Consider the following 19711-nt stretch of genomic DNA (forward strand, 5'->3'; position numbering starts at 1 on the left):
GCATTTTTTGCGTTTGCTGGCCCTCAGGCGTTGGCGGCCATGACCGCACGTTTGGCCATCACCACCACCAGGTTGGCGCGATACTCCGGTGTGGCATGGATGTCACCCATCAGGCTGCCTGACGGAACCGTCACCCCCTCCAGCGCCGATGCCTCGAACTTCCTGGTCAGCGCCGCCTCGATCTCCTTGGAGCGGAACACGCCATCGTCGCCTGCCCCGGTGACTGCCGCACGCACGCCATCCTTGCCCTTGGTTACGAACACGCCGGTCATGGCATAACGCGACGCCGGGTTCGGGAACTTGGCGTAGCCCGACCTGGCCGGCGCGGTGAAGGTGACGGCGGTGACGATCTCGTCGTCCTTGAGCGCTGTTTCGAACAGGCCCTTGAAGAATTTGTCGGCGGCGATCTGGCGCTTGTTGGTGACGATGGTCGCGCCCAGCGCCAGCAGCGCCGAGGGGTAGTCGGCCGCCGGATCGTTGTTGGCGACCGACCCGCCGATGGTGCCGCGATGCCGGACGGCGGGATCGCCGATGTGGCTGGCGAGATGCGACAAGGCCGGGCAGACCTTTTTCAGCTTCTCGTCATTGGCGACGTCGAAATGCGTCGTCGCCGCACCGATGGTGACGTTCTTGCCCGAGACCTTGATGCCCTTGAGGTCGGCGATGTGGTTCAGGTCGACCAAGTCCGAGGGGGCTGCGAGCCGTGTCTTCATCGCCGGGATCAGCGTCATGCCGCCGGCGAGATATTTGGCGTCACCGCTCTTGATCTTCTTGGCGGCGTCCGCGACCGAGGTGGCGCGATGATAGTTGACGGAATACATGGTGCGTCCTCCTCAGTGCTTCGTGCCGGCGCGCAATGCGGCCCAGACCTTGCCCGGCGTCGCCGGCATGGTCAGGTTGTCGTGGCCGAGCGCATCGGTGATGGCGTTGATGACCGCCGGCGGCGAACCGATGGCGCCGGCCTCGCCGCAGCCCTTGATGCCGAGCGGATTGCTCGGACAGGGCGTGTTCGACGTCGATATCTGGAACGACGGCAGATCGTCGGCACGCGGCATGGTGTAGTCCATGTAGCTTGCCGTCAGAAGCTGGCCGCTGGCGTCATAGACAGCGCCTTCCAGCAGCGCCTGGCCGACGCCCTGGGCGATGCCGCCATGCACCTGCCCTTCGACGATCATCGGATTGATGATGTTGCCGAAATCGTCGGCAGCGACGAACTGGACGATATCGGTCTTGCCGGTCTCGGGATCGATCTCGACCTCGCAGATGTAGCAGCCGGCCGGGAAGGTGAAGTTCGACGGATCGTAGAATGCCGTCTCCTTCAGGCCGGGCTCCATGCCTTGCGGCAGGTTGTGTGCGGTATAGGCGGCAAGCGCCATCTGGAACCACGGCACATTCTTGTCGGTGCCGGCGACCTTGAGCTGGCCGTTCTCGATGACGATGTCACCCTCGTCGGCCTCGAGCAGATGTGCTGCGATCTTCTTGGCCTTGGCCTCGACCTTGTCGAGCGCCTTGACGATCGCCGACATGCCGACTGCGCCCGAGCGCGAGCCATAGGTGCCCATGCCCATCTGCACCTTGTCAGTGTCGCCATGGACGATGGAGACACTGTCGAGCGGCACGCCGAAGCGTGAGTTGACGAGCTGGGCGAAGGTCGTCTCATGGCCCTGGCCGTGGCTGTGCGAGCCGGTCAGAACCTCGATGGTCCCGACGGCATTGACCCGCACCTCGGCGGATTCCCACAGGCCGACACCTGCGCCGAGCGACCCCACCGCCGCCGACGGCGCAATGCCGCAGGCCTCGATGTAGCAGCTCATGCCGATGCCGCGCAGCTTGCCTTTCTTGGCCGCCGCAGCCTTGCGCTTGGCAAAGCCGGCATAGTCGGCCTGCTTCATCGCAGCGTCGAGCGAGGCGCCATAATTGCCGGCGTCGTAGCACATGATGACGGGCGTCTGGTGCGGGAACTGGGTGATGAAGTTGGTTCGCCTGAGTTCGGCCGGCGACACGCCGAGCTCGCGCGCGGCAATCTCCATGGTGCGCTCGAGCACGAAGGTGGCTTCAGGCCGGCCTGCCCCGCGATAGGCATCGACCGGTGCGGTGTTGGTATAGACGGTGCGCACATTGCCGTAGATCGCCGGGATGTTGTACTGGCCCGACAGCAGCGTGGCGTAGAGATAGGTCGGCGTCGCCGAGGAAAATAGCGACATGTAGGCGCCGAGATTGGCGACCGTGTCGACTTTCAGCCCAACGATCCTGTTGTTCTTGTCGAAACCCATCTCGACAGTGGTGTGATGGTCGCGGCCATGGGCGTCGGTGAGGAAACTCTCGGTGCGATCGGCCACCCACTTGACCGGCACGCCGGTCCGCTTCGAGGCCCACAGGCAGACGATTTCCTCGGGATAGATGTAGATCTTCGAGCCGAAGCCGCCGCCGACGTCGGGTGCGATGACACGCAGCTTGTTTTCCGGCGCGACGTTGTAGAACGCGCTCATTACCAGTCGGGCGACATGCGGGTTCTGCGAGGTCGTCCAGCAGGTGTAGTGATCCTCGGCCTTGTCGTAGTGGCCAAGGGCCGCGCGCGGCTCCATCGCATTCGGAACCAGCCGGTTGTTGACGATGTTGAGCCGGGTGATGTGGGCAGCCGACTTGAGGGCGGCGTCGGTCGCAGCTTCGTCGCCGATGCCCCAGTCGAAGATCAGGTTGCCGTCGGCTTCGGGATGAAGCTGCGGCGCGCCCTTGGCGAGCGCATCGACCGCATCGGCAACCGATTTGCGTTCCTTGTAGGTGATCTCGACAGCTTCGGCGGCGTCGCGCGCCTGGCCCTTGGTGTCGGCCACCACCACCACGACGGCATCACCGACATAGCGCACCCGGTCGACCGCCAGCGGCGACCACGCACCCATCTTCATCGGCGAACCATCTTTGGAATGGATCATCCAACCACAGATCAGGTTGCCGATGCCGTCGGCCTTGAGCTGCTTGCCGGTCAGCACGCCGATGACACCCGGCATCGCCTCGGCCTTTTTGGTGTCGATCTTCTTGATGTCGGCATGGGCGTGCGGGCTGCGCACGAATGCCGCGTGTTTCATGCCCGGCACGACCATGTCGTCGACATAACGTCCGGCGCCTGTGATGAATCTCTTGTCTTCCTTGCGCGCAACCCGCGCGCCGATGCCTTCGATTCCCATTTCAGTTCCTCCCGAACTCAAAAAGCAGATGGCGAATGGTGGCTATGGAAGGAGATCGCGAAGGCGTAAGGGACCATGTCCCTGCGCCCTTCGCTCCCCGCCCCTATGCCGCCTTTTTCGCCTTGCTCTTGGACGCCTTCGACATCGTTTTCGAAGCGGCGAGGATCGCCTTGACGATGTTGTGGTAACCTGTGCAGCGGCAGATGTTGCCTTCGAGCTCCGCGCGCACGGTCGCCTCGTCGAGGCCTTCGGGATGCCTGCGGATCATGTCGGTCGCCGTCATGATCATGCCCGGCGTGCAAAAGCCGCACTGCAGGCCATGATGTTCCTTGAACGCCGCCTGGACGGGATGAAGGTCGGCGCCATTGGCGAGGCCTTCGATGGTGGTAACGGTCGAACCCGAGGCCTGTACCGCAAGCATCGAGCAGGACTTCATCGCCTTGCCGTCAACGTGGACGACGCAGGCACCGCATTGCGACGTATCGCAACCGACATGCGTTCCGGTCAGCCCCAAATGCTCACGCAGGAAATGAACGAGAAGCGTGCGGTCCTCCACCGCGCCGCTGACCTTTCGGCCATTCACGACCAAAGATACCTCCGACATGAAACCTCCCATGTTGCCGCGACCGGCTAGGCAGACCCCGCACCAGTCAGGTGAGCAAATCCTATCTGTGCAAATGCAGGCTGCAAGCGCCTTTTTGGATCCAGACACGCAATGCGTGCATGCCAGCGCAGAAAAGACGCCTGATCGCGGCCGCTTCGACTTCAGCCAACTTGCAGCCCAGCCAGCAACGGCCACTTCCCAGGCTGCAGATTGCAAGTGGCCAGACTGCAGATTGCAAGTGGAATGCGCGCGCGGATCGTGCCAAAAGCCGTCATCACGTTTGCGGGAGGCCCTGCTTGGTCAACTTCGTCATCTCTCCGCCCGAGCCAGCTTCGGTCGCCATTTCAGGATCTTCGCACCGGTTTCCGGTACGGCGCATCTTCTGCGTCGGCCGCAACTACGCAGCGCATGCCCGCGAAATGGGCAAGGATCCCGATCGCGAGCCGCCGTTCTTCTTCGGCAAGCCGGCAGATTCTGTCGTCGACAGCGGCACGACGATCCCCTATCCGCCGCTGACCGGCGACCTGCACCACGAGATCGAGCTTGTCGTCGCCATCGCCAAGGGCGGATCGAACATCGCCGCGGCCGACGCGCTCGACCACGTCTGGGGCTACGGCGTCGGCATCGACTTGACCCGCCGCGACCTGCAGGACGCAGCCAAGAAACTCGGTCGCCCCTGGGACTGGGGCAAGGGTTTCGACCGCGCGGCACCATGCGGACCGCTGGTGTCGGTGTCCGACATCGGCCACCCCGACAAAGGCCGGGTGTGGCTCGCCGTCAATGGCGAAACCAGGCAGCAAGGCGACCTCTCCGAACTGATCTGGTCGATCCCCGAAGTGATCGCCATCTGCAGTGAATCGATGGAACTGAAGGCCGGCGACCTAATCTACACCGGCACGCCGGCGGGCGTCGGCGCAGTCAAGCCAGGAGACCGCATGACAGGCGGTGTCGACGGCGTCGGCGAGATCGAGATTTCGATCGCTGCACGGTAACTGGCGGGCGGCGGCTCAGGCCGTCGCCTTCTTGCGCTTTTCGTAGAGCATGACGAGCGTTTCGGCGACGAGCGCCGGCTTGTCCTCGCCTTCGATCTCGATGGTGTTTTCGGCCTTGAGCAGATATTGGCCCGGGCCCTTGTCGTCCATCGACATCAGCACGGTGCGCAGGCGCACCCGCGAGCCGACCTTCACCGGCGAGATGAAACGCACCTTGTCGAGGCCATAGTTGAAGGCAGCAAGCGTATTCTCGGGCACCACGCCGATTTCCTGGACCAGCGCGCCAATCAGCGACAATGTCAGGAAGCCATGCGCCACCGTGGTGCGGAACGGACTGCGCCGTTTCGCCCTTTCGGGATCGACGTGGATCCACTGGCGGTCGCCGGTGCAGTCGGCAAAGGCATCGATGCGGCTCTGGTCGACAAGCACCCAATCGGAAACGCCGAGTTCCTGCCCGATATTTTCGCGCAATTCCTCATAGGTCTCGATGGGCTTCCGCACGCTTCCCTCTCCTCACATAAGCTGGCCAAGTGGGCGTTGGGGACCATAAACGAGGCGCGTTTGTCAACCTCCAAGCGCAGCGGAAAGGGCTATTCCGCAGCCTCGCGCTCTGGCAGATCGTCGGTTCTCTCGGGGTCGCCGGGGGCTGTTTCGCAGCCGAGTTCGGGGAACGCCACCGAGCGCTTGCCGTGGAAATCGGTGCGCACGACAACCAGCCCCTGCTCCTCGAAATAGGTCAGCAGCCGCCGTGCCCGGCGCGCCGAATGGCTGCCATAGGCATGCGCGATCGCAGCGTCGGATGGGCAAGGCGCGCCTTTGACCGCTGCCTGGGCAACGATCAGGAACACCGCCTGCAGATCCTCGGGAAGTGTCACGGACATGCCGAGGGCCTGTTGCCAGGTATCGCTCGACGCGGTTTCTTCATCGATGCCCGAACGCGCCACCGCGTAGCGGCGGCGGAACATCGACAGCGGCGGCGGCTCGCCCTGCATCCGCTTGATGCGGCAGCGGACGAGAAAATCCTGGTACAGCACGGCGTCCGTACGGAACGCCGCGTCGGGATCCTCGACCATCTCGCGCACGATGGTATCGATCAGGGCCTCGCGCTCGGCTTCATCGAACAGCGGGAAGATCGGCTCGGCAACGGGCGCCGAGGCCTCGGCGCGCACCTGGGAAAGCTGGGCGATGATGTCGGCCGTGGGCGTCGGCGCAGGCGGCGCCGTGCGCCGGACCGTCTGGCGCGTTTCCAGCGGCGCCGGCGCAAAGATCAGGTCGCGCGTGTCTTCGCTGGCGTCGGGCAGTGGCATCAGCTTGGGGCTGACCGAACGTGCCGAGGTCTCGACCGGGCCGATGGCGACCGGCAGCGGCCGGCGCGACATCGCCGGTCCAAGCGCGATGAAATTGCCGCGCGCCAGATCGCGGAACATTTCGGCCTGGCGCCGCTCCATGCCGAGCAGGTCGGCGGCGCGCGCCATGTCGATGTCGAGGAAGGTGCGGCCCATCAGGAAGTTGGACGCCTCGGCGGCGACGTTCTTGGCGAGCTTGGCCAGGCGCTGGGTGGCGATGACGCCGGCCAGGCCGCGCTTGCGGCCGCGGCACATCAGGTTGGTCATCGCGCCAAGTGAGATCTTGCGGGCTTCGTCGGAGACCTCGCCGGCGATGGCCGGCGCAAACAGCTGCGCCTCGTCGACCACGACCAGAACCGGGTACCAGAAATCACGCTCGGCATCGAACATGCCGTTCAGGAACGCTGCGGCACCACGCATCTGCTGCTCGACGTCGAGGCCCTCGAGATTGAGCACGACCGATACGCGATGCTGGCGGATTCGGCCGGCAATGCGGGTCAGTTCGGCTTCGGTGCGCTGGGCATCGACGACGACATGTCCGAACTTGTCGGCGAGCGTGACGAAATCACCCTCGGGGTCGATGACGCACTGCTGCACCCACGGCGCGCTCTGTTCGAGCAGGCGACGCAACAGATGCGACTTTCCCGAGCCCGAATTGCCTTGAACCAGCAAACGGGTCGCCAACAGTTCTTCGAGATCAACCTGAGCCTTCGTCCCCCCGGACGCCGCCCCCATCTCGATGCCTACCTTCATCCTCTACCCCAGTTGAACCCTGCTGCGCCGGTCCGCGAGTCCGTATCGATTCGCGGAAGCCACAATAGCCGGATTCAAAGTGTTAAAGCGTCTTTGTGCGCCCGGACGGACGCACCACGCTCCGATGGTGATCGCCCTTCAATAGCATCCGATCGCGGGCAATGCGCGAGCCCTCTCGCGAAACCCACAAGAGAGCTGAGGTCAGGACTGGATCGGCACGGCTACTTCTTCTTGTCGAAGCTGTCGCGGATTTCCTCGATCGATTCATGGATGCGGCTGCGCAGGATATCGACGGATTCCGTGCCCGACTTGCGTACGATGGAGGCTACCTCGCCGGCATTCTTGACGGCAGCCTCGAATGAGCGCTTGGCGAAGTCGGCCTGCCTGGAAATCAGCTCCTGCGGGTTGCCTGGCGCCCGAAGCCCCTGGGCGGCCTCGGTGATCTCATGCAAGGCTTCCTGCAGCATCTCGCGCTGCTTCGCCACCAGCGACGAGGCTCCGGAGGCCGTCGCCTTGACCGATTGTTCCAGCGCTTCGAGATTCTTGCGGTGATGGCCGATGATCGTGTCGACATCGACCGCGGGCATCTTCAGGTCGCGCCCGAATTTCGAAAACATGTCCATGAAGGATTCCGGTTCCGGCTTCTTCGCCATGGCTCGCTCCCGTTTGGCTCCGGGCGTCCCCCGGAGGTCGCCAGGTCAGCATAGACGAGCAAGGCGGCCGGTCAATTCGCAAGTACCAGCAACTCGAGTGAATACAGCGCGAGGCCGGCAAGACCACCGATCAGCATGCCGTTGAAGCGGATATATTGCAGGTCGCGGCCGATGTTGATCTCGATCAGCCGGGTCAGCTGGCCGAGATCCCAGCGCTTGACCTGTTCGGAGATGAAACCGGAAACACCGCTTTTCTGGCTTTCGACGAACGAGGCGAGTGCCACGACGAAACCGGCATTCATGTCGGCGCGGATATCGGGGTCGCGCGCCAGGTTCTGGCCGACTTCGACGAACAGGCTGGTCAGGTGCCTTCGCGTCATCGAATTGGGCGACGCGACATCCTGCTCGATGAAGCCGCGCATGCTTTTCCAGACATCCTGCGCCAGCCCGCGCAATTCCGGTCGGGCGAGGAAGTTGCGCTTCAGCTGCTCGGCCCGCCTGGCATAGTCAGGCGAATGGCGAAGCTGGTCGATGAAACCGTGGACGAACTGGTCGAACTCGCCGCGCAGCGGATGGTCGGGATCGCCCCTGACATCTTCAAGCAGCGTCGCTGCCGACGCCACGATCCGCTTGAGCAGATAGGCATCGGCCCGGAACAGATTGAACACCGACGGCAGCTCTTCCCTGATCTTCTCGCGCAGCACGGCCAGAGCCTGCTCGTCGCTGAGGAAATTGCCGATGATCTTGGTGAACTCGTCGAGCAGGCGCTGGTGGCGGCGGTCTTCGGTGAAGGCTGTCAACAGCTCCGCCACCAGCGGTGCGACCTCGACCTTGCCGATGCGCTCCAACATACGCCGCGTCGCGAAATCCCGCAGGCCCGAGCCTTCGATCGCCTGCAGCATCTGCGGCACCAGCCGGCCGACAAAAACCGACAGCCCCTCCGCTCTTTGGCGGTCCGACAGCCAATCGGCGACGAGCGCTGCGAAATCCACTTCCTTGAGCTTCTGCCGCACCGGCTCCGGCGCCAGGAAGTTGGATTCGATGAAACGGCCGAGATTGTCGGCGATCCGGTTTTGATTGGATGGAATGATTGCCGTATGCGGGATCGGCAGGCCGAGCGGCCGCTGGAACAGCGCCACCACGGCATACCAGTCGGCGAGGCCGCCGATCGTCGCCGCCTCGGCAAAGGCGGCGACAAAACCGAGCCACGGCCAGCGCCCCTGCAGCGACTTGGCGAGGGCAAAGATGGCAACGCAGACAACCAGTGCGCCGGTTGCGATGAACTTTGTCCGCCGCAGGGCGGACAGTTTTGCCGCCTCGTCGGCACTCAAGGCGCGCAAGGCCGTGGGCATGGCGTCGCCGTTTGCTGCAACCATTCCAGGTCCGTCCTTGCTCATATTCTACCCTCGCATGCGGCGGCGGGTCGACGCGACAAACATGTCTCATGCCGGTCAGATATCGAGACGGCGCGCCCGATTACAACCCTTCCGGCAAATCAGATGTCCTTCTCTTGAATAAACAGAGCACGCGGTTTATTATTAACCAATGCGCCCGATCCCGATTGCCCGACGCACCAACGCCATACGCCTCAAGGCCAGGCTGGTAGCTTTCGCCCGGCGTCATCCGTGGCTCCACGCGTCACGCCACGTGATACTGGCCACGACAGAAGTGCTGGCCGGCATGTTGGGCGTCGGTGCGATTTTCGCCTTGCTGATCCCGAACATCGACTGGTCGTGGATCCCCTGGCCAAGCCTCGACCTGTCGTGGATGCGCGGCTTCTGGCCGGAGTGGCTGACTTTGCGCAGGCTTTGGCCCTCATGGCTGCATGTCGATCTGCCGGACTGGCTTAAGCCCGTGCTTGCCTGCATGAAGTGGGTCGTCCCGATTATGGCAGCGATTGTCGTAAGCTTCACTGAAATCAAGCGCCGGCGCCGCCGCAAGACCTCACGCCAGTGGCAGTCGCAGGATGAATGAGCCGATGAACAAAAGCATCCGCATCTCGCTCACGGGAGCTGCCCATGCGCACGGTTGACCCCGCAAAGCACGAGGCGAAGCGCCGCCATATCCTTGCCGCAGCCGCCGAGTGCTTCGCCACCAAGGGGTTTGAAAGCACGCGCACTGCCGACATCTGCGCTTCGGCAGGCATGAGTTCGGGCAACCTGTTTCACTACTTCCCCTCCAAGCAGGCGATCTTCTTGGCGATCTTCGAACAGGACGGGCGCGACAATGCCGCCCTGTTCGAGCAGGCAGCGACCGCCCACGATGCGCTCGAGGCGCTTTTGGGTTTCGCCGAATTCATGGTCGCGCAGACAGATTACCCGCATCTGGCAGGACTGATGCTCGAGGTGATCGCCAACGCAAAACGCGACGCGGAGTTCGCCGCCCTGCTCGACCGCAACGACCGCGCAAACCGCGACGGCGTGACGATGCTACTGAGACGGGCAGCTGAGGCCGGCCAGATCGACCCGACGCTCGATCCAGTGGCGACCGCCAACTGGATCATGGTGCTGATCGAGGGGGCATTCGTGCGCTCCTCGGCCGACGCCGGCTTCCAGCCCTACAGAGAAAAAGCCAGCTTGCGGCGCATCATCATCCGCTTCCTGGCACCTGGAGCCGACACCGCGAGCTGACTGGGAGCCGACCAGGGATCGGCGACACAGGCTGAACAATGATGGAGATTGAATATGGCGAACGAAACCGTTCCGGCCAACAGGACAACTGCATCTGGACGCCGGCAGATCATCAAGGGCGGCGCAGCGATCACCGCCGGCCTGGCGCTGGTTTCTGTCGGCCTGAGCCGGGCCAAGGCGACCGGGACTTCAAGAGCTACGGCACCAGACAGCCGCAAGCCTTTGAGCCTATGCGGCATAGTCTACGACACTGGCACCAACTACTGGCCGGGCCAGCTGTCGCGGCAGATCTGGAACCGGGCAGTGGTGCAGGAGGAAATGCGCGTCATTCGCGCCCAGCTTCTCTGCAACGCGATCAGTATTTCTGGCACCAACATCCAGCGGCTCGAACAGGCTGCGACGGCAGCTTTCGGCCAGGGGCTTCAGGTATGGATGCAGCCGCGGCTGTTCGACGCCAGCAGGCAGGACATGCTGACCTATCTCGGCGAGATCGCAACGATGGCCGAGACACTTGGGCAGCGCCACGGAAAACTCGTCCTCAATGTCGGCTGCGAGCTTTCAATGTTCACCCAAGGCTTCGTCGAGGGCGGCAACTTCCAGGAGCGCATGGCGACGCTGCAAGCCTCTCCGGTTCCGCTGTTTCCTGACATCAACAAGGCGCTCGGCGAGCACCTGGCTCAGGCAAGTGAGATTGCCCGCAAGCACTTCAAGGGTGAGATCACCTACAGCCCGATCCCCTGGGAGGACGTCGACTGGAAGCTGTTCGACATCGTATCGGCCAACTACTACCGCGACGCCGACAACCGCTCGACCTATGTGGAGGGCCTGCGCGAGCTGCGGCGCCACGGCAAGCCGGTGGTCATCACCGAATTCGGCTGCAGCACCTTCGAAGGGGCCGAACAGCGTGGCGGAATGGGTTTCGACATCATCGACTTTGAGCAGGACCCGCCACGGATCAAGGACGGTCATGTCAGGAGCGAGCAAACGCAGGCAACCGAGATAGGCAACCTGCTGCGCCTCTATAAGGAAGAAGAGATCGACGGGGCCTTCGTCTACCAATTCCTGTCGGAGGGTGAAGTGCATTCGCCCGATGCGCGCTACGACCTCGACATGGCCAGCCACGCCATCGTCAAATGTCACGGCATCGATCTCGCCAGAGGCAAGATCCGCTGGGAGCCAAAGCTGGCCTTCCACGACATCGCAAGGATTTATGGGCAGTCGTGAGCAGATCTTCTGACCCGCTCGGATGCAGTCAGGTAAGTGACGCTGCTCACCGAGACATGTGTCAGGCAGCAATGGCCTTGCCGGCACCGCGCCTGCCGAGAACGGCGGACGCGCGCCAATCGGCATCAAGGCCTGCCGCGCCGTCGAGTTCGATGATGCCGTTGGTTTCGCCCTGCTGGAAGCTGAGCTTGGCATCGAAACGCCGGGCCAGGGCCTTCATGGCGCTGTTGTTGGCGTGCGTCGTCACCTGCAGCCTGAGGTAGCCGAGCCCCCTCGCCTGGGCAACGAGGCGCTGGAACAACCGTCCGCCGATGCCCCGGTTCTGGATCTTGTGCTCGACACTGAAGGCAATTTCGGCCGTCGGCTCGCTCTCTTCGGCGCGTTCGTGCAGCTCGGCGGCGGCAAGTACCTTGTCGCCCTCGACATAGCCGATGACCGTCGCCCCCTCGCGGAAGCTGCGCTCGGCATAGGCTTGGAGAAAGCCGTCATGGGTCAGGCCGTTGAAGCGGTCGCGCCGGCTCTGGTCGTCAAGTCTCAGCAGATGTTCGGCAAAGCGGGGCAGATCGGACGGCCGCAACTGACGGATGACGCCCGTCAATGGCCTTTGTGTGCGTATGATCTGTTCCATGTCGCAGTCCTCATGGGTTCCTCCCTGAGTCTCCAACTCCCGACATCGCTAATATTGTGCAGCGCAGCATCAAAATCAACCGTTTTGACCTTTACGTAAATGCAAGGCTGCTATGCGCCACAAATATGACTATCTCCGTCATATATAATTTGAAACCCTGTCTGGAATTGTTCTAAGGTATGGGCCATATTAGCCGGACTCGCGGACTCAACGCAGAGCAAGGAACACGCAATGCGCCTCACACGCCAGACCAACTACGCCATGCGCATCCTGATGTATTGCGCGGCCAATGAAGGACGGCTGAGCCGCGTTCCTGAAATCGCCGCTGCCTATACGGTGTCGGAACTGTTCCTGTTCAAAATCCTGCAGCCGCTGGTCGAAGCCAAGCTGGTCGAGACGGTGCGTGGCCGCAACGGCGGCGTGCGCCTTGCCAAGCCGGCCGACCAGATCTCGCTCTTCGACGTCGTCCGCGTCACCGAAGAGAGCTTCGCCATGGCCGAGTGCTTCGAGAACGATGCCGCCGAGTGCCCGCTTGTCGACAGCTGCGGCCTGAATTCCGCCCTGCGCGAAGCGCTCAACGCCTTCTTCGAAGTGCTGGCGCGCTACACCATCGCCGATCTGGTCGCTGCACGTCCCAACATGCGCGACCTGCTCGGGCTGCACTTCCCCGAGCCCAGCGCCCTGGCCAGCTGACACGCCCTGGCCAAGTGCAAAGGCTTCAGGCCACGGCCGATTGCGGCAGCACGAACGGGATATCCCCCTGAGGCAGCGCACCGACGCGCAGCCGGCAGCCGAACACCTTTTCGATCAGACCATCGGTGAGCACGACCTGCGGGGCACCCGCGGCCGCAAGCTTGCCGCGATGCATGACGCAGATCTGGTCGGCATACATCGCCGTCAGATTGAGGTCGTGCAGGATCGCGACAACGCCGCCGCCGCGCCGCGCGAAATCGCGGGCGATGTTCATGATGATCAGCTGGTGCTTGATGTCGAGGCTCGACACCGGCTCGTCGAGGAACAGATAGCGCGGCTGCCCGTCCAGCACCGGCGCCCACACCTGGCACAAGACGCGGGCAAGCTGCACGCGCTGCTGTTCGCCGCCTGAAAGCTCCTGATAGAAGCGTCCGGCAAAGCCTTCGAGATCGACCCGGGCCAGCGCCCGCTCCGGCAGCCGGTCGTCCTCGCCCGCCAATGCGCCTGAGCGGCCGCCCGTCACGCCAAGCTTGACGATCTCGCGCACCGTGAAGGGAAATGACAGCGCCGTCGACTGCGGCAGCACCGCACGGATGCTTGCCGCTTCCCATGGCTTCAGCTTCACTGCGTCGCGCCCATTGAGCGATACCTGGCCCGAATAGGCCAGTTCGCCCGTCAGCGCTCTCAGGAAGGTCGTCTTGCCGGAACCATTGGGTCCGACGATCGCTGCCAGTTCACCCGGACGTACGGTGAAATCCACATCGCTGACGATGCGCGTGCTGCCGATCGACACCGAAACCTGGCGTGCTTCGATCATGAGTACCTCACAGTTCGCCGCATCAAAGATCGACGACGCCGCGCTTGCGCAGCAATATCCACAGGAAGAACGGGCCACCGACGGCGGCGGTGACGATGCCGATCGGCAACTCGGCGGGTGCCACGATGGTGCGGCTCACCGCGTCCGCCAGCAGCAGCAGGCATGCGCCCAGAAGCGCCGACGCCGGCAAGAGGTAGCGGTTGTCGGGTCCGATCGCCAGACGCAGCAGATGCGGCACGACGATGCCGACAAAGCCGATGCCGCCGCTGACCGCCACCGATGCGCCGATCGCCGCCGAAACCGCAACGATCGCGACATATTTCAGCCGCTGGACCGGAACGCCGAGATGGCTTGCCGTCGCCTCGCCCAAGGCAAGTGCATTCAGCCCCTTGGCCATGAAAGGCGTCGTCGCCAGGGCCAGGACGATGATCGGGCCGGCACCCGCGATCTTCAGCCAGGTCGCGCCGGCCAGCGAGCCGAGCTGCCAGAATGTCAGGTCGCGCAATTGCCTGTCGTCGGCGATGTAGACCAGCACCCCGGTCAGGGCCATGGCCATCGCGCCCAGCGCGATGCCGGCCAAAAGCATGGTGGCGATCGAGGTGCGCCCCTGCCGCGTGGCGACATTGTAGAGGATGATGGTGGTGAGCAGGCCACCGCCAAATGCCGCGAATGGCAGCGCGTAGCTGCCGAGCAGCGCCGTGAACGGTCCAAGCACGGTCGCGCCCAGCACGATCACCGAGACAGCGCCAAGGCCCGCGCCTGCCGATACACCGACCAGGCCGGGATCGGCCAGCGGATTGCGGAACAGGCCCTGCATGACCGCGCCCGATACGGCAAGCGCTGCGCCCACCAGCATGCCCAGCACGATGCGCGGCAGGCGAATGTCGTAGACGATGACGCTGTCGCGCATCGACAACGCCTCATTGCCCGGCGTCGCGCCGAACAGCCAGCTGCGAACGAGCCCAAGCGCCGAGGCGTCGGATGCGCCCCATGTCAGGCTGAACAGCGCCGTTGCGGCCAGCGCCAGGGCAAGCAGGCCGATGACCAGCAAAGCACGAGCGGAGCGGTCGCCGTCGACACGGCGACCTCTCTCCTGCACGCCGGCGCCGCCGGCGATCGTTTCATCCACCACTGTCCTGGCCTTACTTCTTGACGGCGTCGCCATAGAGCGCAACGGCGAGGTCCTTGATCGCAGCTGCCGTGCGCGGGCCGAAGCCGAGCAGATAGGCGCCGTCCATGCGGATAACTCGCCTGGCCTGACCGGCCGGCGTCGAGGCGATAGCTGGATGGGCGAACAGCTCGTCGTCGGGGACTGCGGTGCCGCCGCCACGATCCATCATCAGGATCACATCGGGCCTGGCGGTGATCGCCGCCTCGTCGGTGAGCTGCTTGTAGCCAGGGTAGCCTTCGACCGCATTGACGGCACCGGCCAGCGCGATGATGCCGTCGGCAGCGGTATGGTTGCCGGACGCCAGGATTTTGCCGCCCTGCATGCTGAGGATGAACAGCACGCGTTTGCGCTCGCCTTGCGCAATGTCCTTGGTCAGCGCCTCGGCTTCCGACAGCTGCTTGCCGACGTCGGCGGCAAGCGCATCGGCCTTGGCGTCGGCGCCGAGCGCTTTGCCGACGACACGGATCTTCTGGAGGATGCCGTCGTGGCTGAAGCCTTCAGGCACCTGGATGTAGGGAACGCTCGCCTTCTTGAGGACGTCGATCGCTTCCTTCGGCCCACTGCCTTCGAGCGCCAGGATGCCGGTCGGATTGACCGACAAGACGCCTTCTGGCGACAGCGCCCTCATGTAGCCGACGTCGGGCAGCTTGAAGACTGCTTCCGGATAGACGCTGGTCGAGTCGCGGGCAACCAGTGCCTTCTCTTCGCCGAGCGCATAGACGATCTCGGTGATCGAACCGCCGACGGAAGCGACGCGGGCGCGGTCAGGGAAAACAGTGGCGCCCTCGACCGCCAAGGCGGCGGTCCCGGTTGCCAGAAGCAACGACAGGCCTAGTGCGGCTGAGCGAAGCAGCCGTTGGGGTGTCGACATCATCATGCTCCTCAGGCCGCGTTCTGCTGCGCAACAGGCAGCGCTTCGACCAGCTCGCGCCAATCCCCGCGCTCGTCGTGGCCTTCCTTACGCTTGCCGAAGAACTGGATGATCATCTCGCCATTGGCGTCATAGGCCTCGACCGAGGTGACATGGCCATCCTTGGTCGGCTTGCGAACCGCCCAGAGTTCCTGGACGTGATCGGTTCGGAGATGCAGGTGGAACGTCTCGTCCATCACGTTGAGCCACGGGCCCATCGGCTTGATGTTCTGGACCGAGCCGGAATGGATCTGGATGCAGCCATGGTTGCCGACGAAGCACATGATTAGCTGGCCGCTTGCCGCAGCCTTGTCGAAGACGGCCGGCAGCGCGCCATGTTCCAGCTTCCAGGCATAGTCCTGGCCGACCATGCGCATGGCCTGCTGGCGGCCGAGCTTGAGCGACTTCAGCATGCCGAAGAACTCATGCGTGTCGGTCAGCTTGCTCCAGCGGTCGCGCAACTCCTCAACACCGGTCGACGTCTCCTCGTCCGGCGACTTCACCACTGAAGGAACCGTCACGATCGACGGGTCTTGATTGTCGCTGATCAAGGTTTCGACCAGCTTCTGATATGCGTAGAGGTTAGAAGCCGGACGCAGGTGGATCTTGTGCACCGCCGTGCCGGCGGCGTCGAAGAACTGCAGGCTGCGGCGGATGTCGTCGCCGTCGCGCTTTTCGACGGCGAAGCCGTGAACCCAGGCCCTCGGAAAGATCCTGAGGTCGATCTGTTCACCGAGCACCATTGCGGCCTGGGTGCCGGGCACGACCTTGTCGTAGATGCCGATCTTTTCATGGACCGCGCTTTCGTTGCGGGTCAGGGCCATGACCTCGCCGACGGCCTCGATGCCGGCGAGCAGATCATTGACGCGCGGTTCGATGCGAACGACACCCTCGCCGCAATGCGCGGCCACCAGCTCAGCCTCGGAAATGCCGAGCTGGCTGGCGAGATCGCGCTCGCGCATCTTGGGGTTGTCAGTTCGCGCCCGCCTGATTTCGTGTGGGTTGGGCCTTACGCGCTGGTCCATTTGAAAACACCTACTTGTTGAGAATGAGCTTGCCCTGACGGGTAATCTTCAGGCGGTAGAGAGCGCCGCCATGGTCGATGCCGATCTCGAAATCACCGAGAAACAGCGACTCGCTGGTCAATGTTCTGACAGCGAGGGAACCGGCGATCGGACGCGCCGCAACCTGGCCTTCAGGCCGGCGGTATCCGTGCCGGAATTGGCCAGAACGGAAATGGTTCGGATTGTGCGAATTCATCTCATTCCACTCCTTCATCCGTCCGCCGCGCCGGAAAAGCCCGGACGAGGCCCTCATGCTTGAATCTATTAGTTGACTCGAACATTCATGTTTATTAGTCAGTGCAATACCGGAGTGATCAAGTCAAGATTTAAGACGCAGCCGGCGAGCGAAAAATTGCTAGCGAGCGAAAAGCAAGCCAGCACGAGACATTTTTGGAGTGGGACATGGGGCTAGTTGGTCGGAATAAGGCCGCTCTGCTGGGCGGAGCGGCAATGGCGGTGTTCGTGGGCGCGCATGCGGCTCACGCGCAGGAAGCCAAAACCACTGAGCAGGACAGGAAGCCGCGAGTCACAGTCCTGCAACGTCTCGTCGTCAGCGCCGGCGTCGCCAAGGTCGCCATCGATACGCCGCAGGCGGTGACCGTCGTGGAGCAGGAAGATATTGACCGCCTTCAGCCCGAGACGATCGGCGAAATCATCCGGGCGACGCCCGGCGTCAACGTGACGGGCTCCGACAGACTGCTTGGCCAGAGCTTCAACATCCGCGGCATCGGCGCGCCGGAAAACACCGGCGACGGCGGCCGCATCATCGTCAACGTCGATGGCGCGCAGAAGTTCTACGAGCAATATCGCCTGGGATCGTTCTTCTCGGACCCGGAACTCTACAAGCGCGTCGAAGTGCTCCGCGGGCCGGCCTCCTCGACGCTCTACGGTTCGGGCGCCCTCGGCGGCGTCATCAATTTCGAGACCAAGGATGCCTCCGATTTCATCGCCGAGGGACAGACCGGTGCCCTGCGCCTGAAGAGCTCTTGGAACAGTAACGGCAATGGCTACCTGGTGAATTCCGTGCTTGCCCAGCGGCTTGGCGACAACGCCGAGTTCCTTTTGACCGGCAACTACCGCGCTTCCGACCCTTACGAATCCGGCAACGGCAAGGAAGTCATCGGCACCAATTTCAAGGCCTGGTCCGGGCTCGCCAAGGGCACGTTCAATGTCGGCGACGAGGGCAAGCTTCGGCTTTCCTACCAGCAGTGGGATTCCGAGCTCGAAGATCAGCAGCTGTCGCAGACGAGCGGCGATGCGGGCTTCGGCCTGGTCGACCGCCACGTCGTCGACCGCACTGCTGCCGTGTCCTATGAAAATCCGTTCGCCGATAACGACGTGCTCGACCTGAAGGTGTCGGCGTCCTACTCCAACACCACCAACAAACAGCGCAATGCCAGCCTGCGGTCGTTTTGCAGCGCCGGCACGTTCGCGGTGGTCTGCGACTCGAACTATGGCTACGAGACCTGGCAGTTCAATGCCCAGAACACGATGGACTGGACTGGCGACGACTGGGCCAACCACCTGACCATCGGTTCCCAGTCGAGCTACCAGACCCGCAAGGCCGAGGCGTTCTTCAACAACGGCAACCTGTTTCCAGTCACCTTCCACCCGGAAGGCACCGACGTAAAAACCGGCGTCTTCGTCCAGAACGAGTTCATCTGGGACGAGCGGTTGACGATCACGCCCGGCATGCGCCTTGACTGGCACAAGCTGACGCCAGATGGCGCGCTGAACGCCCCTTCCAGCGACGACACGGCCTTCTCGCCGAAGATTGCAGCCCTTTACAAGTTCAACGATAGCGTATCGGTCTTCGGATCCATCGCGCACACGGAACGTTTTCCGACCATCGACGAGGTCTTTTCAACAACCAGTTCCTCTTCGCAGTTCAAACCAAGCCTCAGCCTGAAGAAGGAACAGTCGAACAACTTCGAAGCAGGCTTCGCCCTCTCCGGCTATGATCTGGTTCAGGACGGCGACGCGGCCCAGTTGAAGTTCACGGGCTTTTATAACGACATAACGAACCTGATTGCGCTGAACAGCGAGCTTGTCCCGGGCTTCAATCCCACGCGCGAAGGCTATGTCAACCTGAACAAGGCGAACATCTACGGCTTCGAAATCGAAACTGCCTACGATTCCGACTACGTTTTTGCCAACGCCGCATATTCATTCGTCGTCGGCAAGGACAAGTCGACCAACAGCTATCTGACCACAATCGCGCCGCACGAACTTGCACTGACTCTTGGCGGCAAGCTGTCGGACTACGATCTCAAGTTCGGCTGGAAGGCCCGCTTCGCCGCCGCTCCGCAGGATGCAAGCAGGCGGTCTTCGGCCCCCGTCGTGATCCCGCCAAGCACACGTCCGTCGTCGCGTTATGCGCAGGCCTTCGACGTCCACGACATCTTCGTCACCTGGAAGCCGCAGGACGGCCAGCTCGCCGGCTGGGAAGCCAATTTCGGCGTCGATAACATCTTCAACAAGCAGTACAAGGAGTTCCTGATGAACGACGATGCCAAGGGCCGGACGTTCAAGGTCTCCCTGTCCAAGCAGTTCGGGTGGTAATCGTGCGCTTTGGCGTGAACGCGTTGTCACCCCTGGTCACGGCAGCACTGCTTGCCGCCACGGCCATGGCGGGCGCCCAGAGCGCCCCGTCGGCCCCGGCACTTGTGCTCGAGCTCAACGCAGCCCAACCCTCCGACAAGGGCTGCCGCTTCACCTTCGTCGTCACCAACAATCTCGGCGCCGCGCTGTCCAAGGCGGCGTTCGAGATTGTGCTGTTCAACGAGGCGGGCGTCGCCGACAGGCTGACGGTGCTCGATTTCAAGGACCTGCCGGCCGGCAAGACCAAGGTCACGCGCTTCGACCTGTCGGGCACCGACTGCACCAAGGTCAGTCGTGTCCTGATCAACCAGGCCACCGATTGCACCGGCGGCGGGATCGACGCGACGGCCTGCCTCAAGGCGCTGCGGACCGAAACCAGATCCGGCATCGCCTTCGGCATCTGAGACCAGCCTTGCCCAGACTCCTGTCCCCCGGCGCGC

20 protein-coding genes are annotated in these 19711 nt (G+C 63.2%); 7 read left to right on the forward strand and 13 right to left on the reverse strand.

Translation table 11 applies throughout. The features are described from left to right. Positions 1 to 23: 23 nt before the first annotated feature. From Amn_RS16970 to Amn_RS16980, 3 genes are all read right to left on the reverse strand, one after another. Entirely contained in the window at positions 24 to 821 is a 798-nt protein-coding gene (locus Amn_RS16970; protein ID WP_067961167.1) for an FAD binding domain-containing protein, read from the reverse strand. A 12-nt stretch (positions 822 to 833) separates the two neighbouring features. Continuing rightward, positions 834 to 3185 (reverse strand): xanthine dehydrogenase family protein molybdopterin-binding subunit, encoded by a 2352-nt coding sequence (locus Amn_RS16975; RefSeq protein WP_067961162.1) that lies wholly within the window; start codon positions 3183 to 3185, stop codon positions 834 to 836. A gap of 103 nt (positions 3186 to 3288) precedes the next feature. Beyond that, positions 3289 to 3789, reverse strand: coding sequence for a (2Fe-2S)-binding protein (locus Amn_RS16980; protein ID WP_067961159.1), 501 nt, complete (start codon positions 3787 to 3789; stop codon positions 3289 to 3291). Between the two features lie 296 nt (positions 3790 to 4085). Here Amn_RS16980 and Amn_RS16985 point away from each other — a divergent pair, with 296 nt between their 5' ends. Then, positions 4086 to 4781 (forward strand): fumarylacetoacetate hydrolase family protein, encoded by a 696-nt coding sequence (locus tag Amn_RS16985; protein ID WP_067961157.1) that lies wholly within the window; start codon positions 4086 to 4088, stop codon positions 4779 to 4781. Positions 4782 to 4796: 15 nt separating this feature from the next. On the opposite strand, the gene Amn_RS16990 is transcribed toward Amn_RS16985, so the two are convergent. From Amn_RS16990 to Amn_RS17005, 4 genes are all read right to left on the reverse strand, one after another. Continuing rightward, positions 4797 to 5282, reverse strand: coding sequence for a MaoC family dehydratase (locus tag Amn_RS16990; RefSeq protein ID WP_067961154.1), 486 nt, complete (start codon positions 5280 to 5282; stop codon positions 4797 to 4799). A gap of 89 nt (positions 5283 to 5371) precedes the next feature. After that, entirely contained in the window at positions 5372 to 6880 is a 1509-nt protein-coding gene (locus Amn_RS16995; protein WP_067961151.1) for a helicase HerA domain-containing protein, read from the reverse strand. Between the two features lie 221 nt (positions 6881 to 7101). Continuing rightward, a complete protein-coding gene (locus Amn_RS17000; RefSeq protein ID WP_067961147.1) occupies positions 7102 to 7533 on the reverse strand; it encodes a phasin family protein in 432 nt (143 codons plus the stop codon). Between the two features lie 71 nt (positions 7534 to 7604). Beyond that, a complete protein-coding gene (locus Amn_RS17005) occupies positions 7605 to 8909 on the reverse strand; it encodes a DUF445 domain-containing protein (protein ID WP_376775248.1) in 1305 nt (434 codons plus the stop codon). Between the two features lie 169 nt (positions 8910 to 9078). Here Amn_RS17005 and Amn_RS17010 point away from each other — a divergent pair, with 169 nt between their 5' ends. From Amn_RS17010 to Amn_RS17020, 3 genes are read left to right on the forward strand one after another with little or no spacing between them, the layout of a single operon-like run. Beyond that, on the forward strand, positions 9079 to 9507 hold the full coding sequence (locus Amn_RS17010) for a hypothetical protein (RefSeq protein WP_067961144.1): 429 nt from the start codon (positions 9079 to 9081) through the stop codon (positions 9505 to 9507). A gap of 44 nt (positions 9508 to 9551) precedes the next feature. Continuing rightward, positions 9552 to 10163 carry a TetR/AcrR family transcriptional regulator gene (locus Amn_RS17015; protein WP_067961142.1) on the forward strand — a complete coding sequence of 204 codons (612 nt, stop codon included), beginning with the start codon at positions 9552 to 9554 and terminating at the stop codon, positions 10161 to 10163. Positions 10164 to 10217: 54 nt separating this feature from the next. After that, on the forward strand, positions 10218 to 11387 hold the full coding sequence (locus Amn_RS17020; protein ID WP_286290674.1) for a glycoside hydrolase family 113 protein: 1170 nt from the start codon (positions 10218 to 10220) through the stop codon (positions 11385 to 11387). A 61-nt stretch (positions 11388 to 11448) separates the two neighbouring features. On the opposite strand, the gene Amn_RS17025 is transcribed toward Amn_RS17020, so the two are convergent. Continuing rightward, positions 11449 to 12015: a GNAT family N-acetyltransferase gene (locus Amn_RS17025; protein WP_067961137.1), complete on the reverse strand. Its 567-nt coding sequence runs from the start codon at positions 12013 to 12015 to the stop codon at positions 11449 to 11451. 231 nt (positions 12016 to 12246) lie between these two features. Here Amn_RS17025 and rirA point away from each other — a divergent pair, with 231 nt between their 5' ends. Continuing rightward, positions 12247 to 12708, forward strand: a complete 462-nt coding sequence (rirA, locus tag Amn_RS17030; RefSeq protein WP_067961133.1) for an iron-responsive transcriptional regulator RirA — start codon at positions 12247 to 12249, stop codon at positions 12706 to 12708. 25 nt (positions 12709 to 12733) lie between these two features. Here rirA and Amn_RS17035 read toward each other — a convergent pair whose 3' ends face one another. The 5 genes from Amn_RS17035 to hemP are packed head-to-tail and all read right to left on the reverse strand — an operon-like array spanning position 12734 to position 16866. Beyond that, positions 12734 to 13525: a heme ABC transporter ATP-binding protein gene (locus Amn_RS17035; RefSeq protein WP_067961130.1), complete on the reverse strand. Its 792-nt coding sequence runs from the start codon at positions 13523 to 13525 to the stop codon at positions 12734 to 12736. 22 nt (positions 13526 to 13547) lie between these two features. Then, entirely contained in the window at positions 13548 to 14657 is a 1110-nt protein-coding gene (locus Amn_RS17040; RefSeq protein WP_263006770.1) for a FecCD family ABC transporter permease, read from the reverse strand. A 10-nt stretch (positions 14658 to 14667) separates the two neighbouring features. Then, positions 14668 to 15573, reverse strand: coding sequence for a heme/hemin ABC transporter substrate-binding protein (locus tag Amn_RS17045; protein ID WP_263006769.1), 906 nt, complete (start codon positions 15571 to 15573; stop codon positions 14668 to 14670). Positions 15574 to 15578: 5 nt separating this feature from the next. Next, a complete protein-coding gene (locus Amn_RS17050; protein ID WP_182573385.1) occupies positions 15579 to 16631 on the reverse strand; it encodes a hemin-degrading factor in 1053 nt (350 codons plus the stop codon). A 10-nt stretch (positions 16632 to 16641) separates the two neighbouring features. Continuing rightward, the gene (gene hemP, locus Amn_RS17055) at positions 16642 to 16866 is read right to left on the reverse strand and encodes a hemin uptake protein HemP (RefSeq protein WP_067966393.1); all 225 of its coding nucleotides are present in this window, start codon (positions 16864 to 16866) and stop codon (positions 16642 to 16644) included. Positions 16867 to 17120: 254 nt separating this feature from the next. On the opposite strand from hemP, the gene Amn_RS17060 reads away from it, so the two are divergent. After that, on the forward strand, positions 17121 to 19232 hold the full coding sequence (locus tag Amn_RS17060) for a TonB-dependent receptor domain-containing protein (RefSeq protein ID WP_286290693.1): 2112 nt from the start codon (positions 17121 to 17123) through the stop codon (positions 19230 to 19232). A gap of 65 nt (positions 19233 to 19297) precedes the next feature. Further along, positions 19298 to 19675, forward strand: a complete 378-nt coding sequence (locus Amn_RS17065; protein WP_182573521.1) for a hypothetical protein — start codon at positions 19298 to 19300, stop codon at positions 19673 to 19675. Positions 19676 to 19711 lie beyond the last annotated feature (36 nt).

The organism is Aminobacter sp. Y103A (genome assembly GCF_030294925.1).
GTDB lineage: Bacteria > Pseudomonadota > Alphaproteobacteria > Rhizobiales > Rhizobiaceae > Aminobacter > Aminobacter ciceronei.

Coding starts and splice junctions, on each gene's coding strand:
- Amn_RS16970 (WP_067961167.1), bottom strand. CDS start 821: ATGTATTCCGTCAACTATCATCGCGCCACCTCGGTCGCGGACGCCGCC.
- Amn_RS16975 (WP_067961162.1), bottom strand. CDS start 3,185: ATGGGAATCGAAGGCATCGGCGCGCGGGTTGCGCGCAAGGAAGACAAG.
- Amn_RS16980 (WP_067961159.1), bottom strand. CDS start 3,789: ATGTCGGAGGTATCTTTGGTCGTGAATGGCCGAAAGGTCAGCGGCGCG.
- Amn_RS16995 (WP_067961151.1), bottom strand. CDS start 6,880: ATGAAGGTAGGCATCGAGATGGGGGCGGCGTCCGGGGGGACGAAGGCT.
- Amn_RS17000 (WP_067961147.1), bottom strand. CDS start 7,533: ATGGCGAAGAAGCCGGAACCGGAATCCTTCATGGACATGTTTTCGAAA.
- Amn_RS17005 (WP_376775248.1), bottom strand. CDS start 8,909: ATGGTTGCAGCAAACGGCGACGCCATGCCCACGGCCTTGCGCGCCTTG.
- Amn_RS17010 (WP_067961144.1), top strand. CDS start 9,079: ATGCGCCCGATCCCGATTGCCCGACGCACCAACGCCATACGCCTCAAG.
- Amn_RS17015 (WP_067961142.1), top strand. CDS start 9,552: ATGCGCACGGTTGACCCCGCAAAGCACGAGGCGAAGCGCCGCCATATC.
- Amn_RS17020 (WP_286290674.1), top strand. CDS start 10,218: ATGGCGAACGAAACCGTTCCGGCCAACAGGACAACTGCATCTGGACGC.
- Amn_RS17025 (WP_067961137.1), bottom strand. CDS start 12,015: ATGGAACAGATCATACGCACACAAAGGCCATTGACGGGCGTCATCCGT.
- rirA (WP_067961133.1), top strand. CDS start 12,247: ATGCGCCTCACACGCCAGACCAACTACGCCATGCGCATCCTGATGTAT.
- Amn_RS17035 (WP_067961130.1), bottom strand. CDS start 13,525: ATGATCGAAGCACGCCAGGTTTCGGTGTCGATCGGCAGCACGCGCATC.
- Amn_RS17045 (WP_263006769.1), bottom strand. CDS start 15,573: ATGATGATGTCGACACCCCAACGGCTGCTTCGCTCAGCCGCACTAGGC.
- Amn_RS17050 (WP_182573385.1), bottom strand. CDS start 16,631: ATGGACCAGCGCGTAAGGCCCAACCCACACGAAATCAGGCGGGCGCGA.
- hemP (WP_067966393.1), bottom strand. CDS start 16,866: ATGAATTCGCACAATCCGAACCATTTCCGTTCTGGCCAATTCCGGCAC.
- Amn_RS17060 (WP_286290693.1), top strand. CDS start 17,121: ATGGCGGTGTTCGTGGGCGCGCATGCGGCTCACGCGCAGGAAGCCAAA.
- Amn_RS17065 (WP_182573521.1), top strand. CDS start 19,298: ATGGCGGGCGCCCAGAGCGCCCCGTCGGCCCCGGCACTTGTGCTCGAG.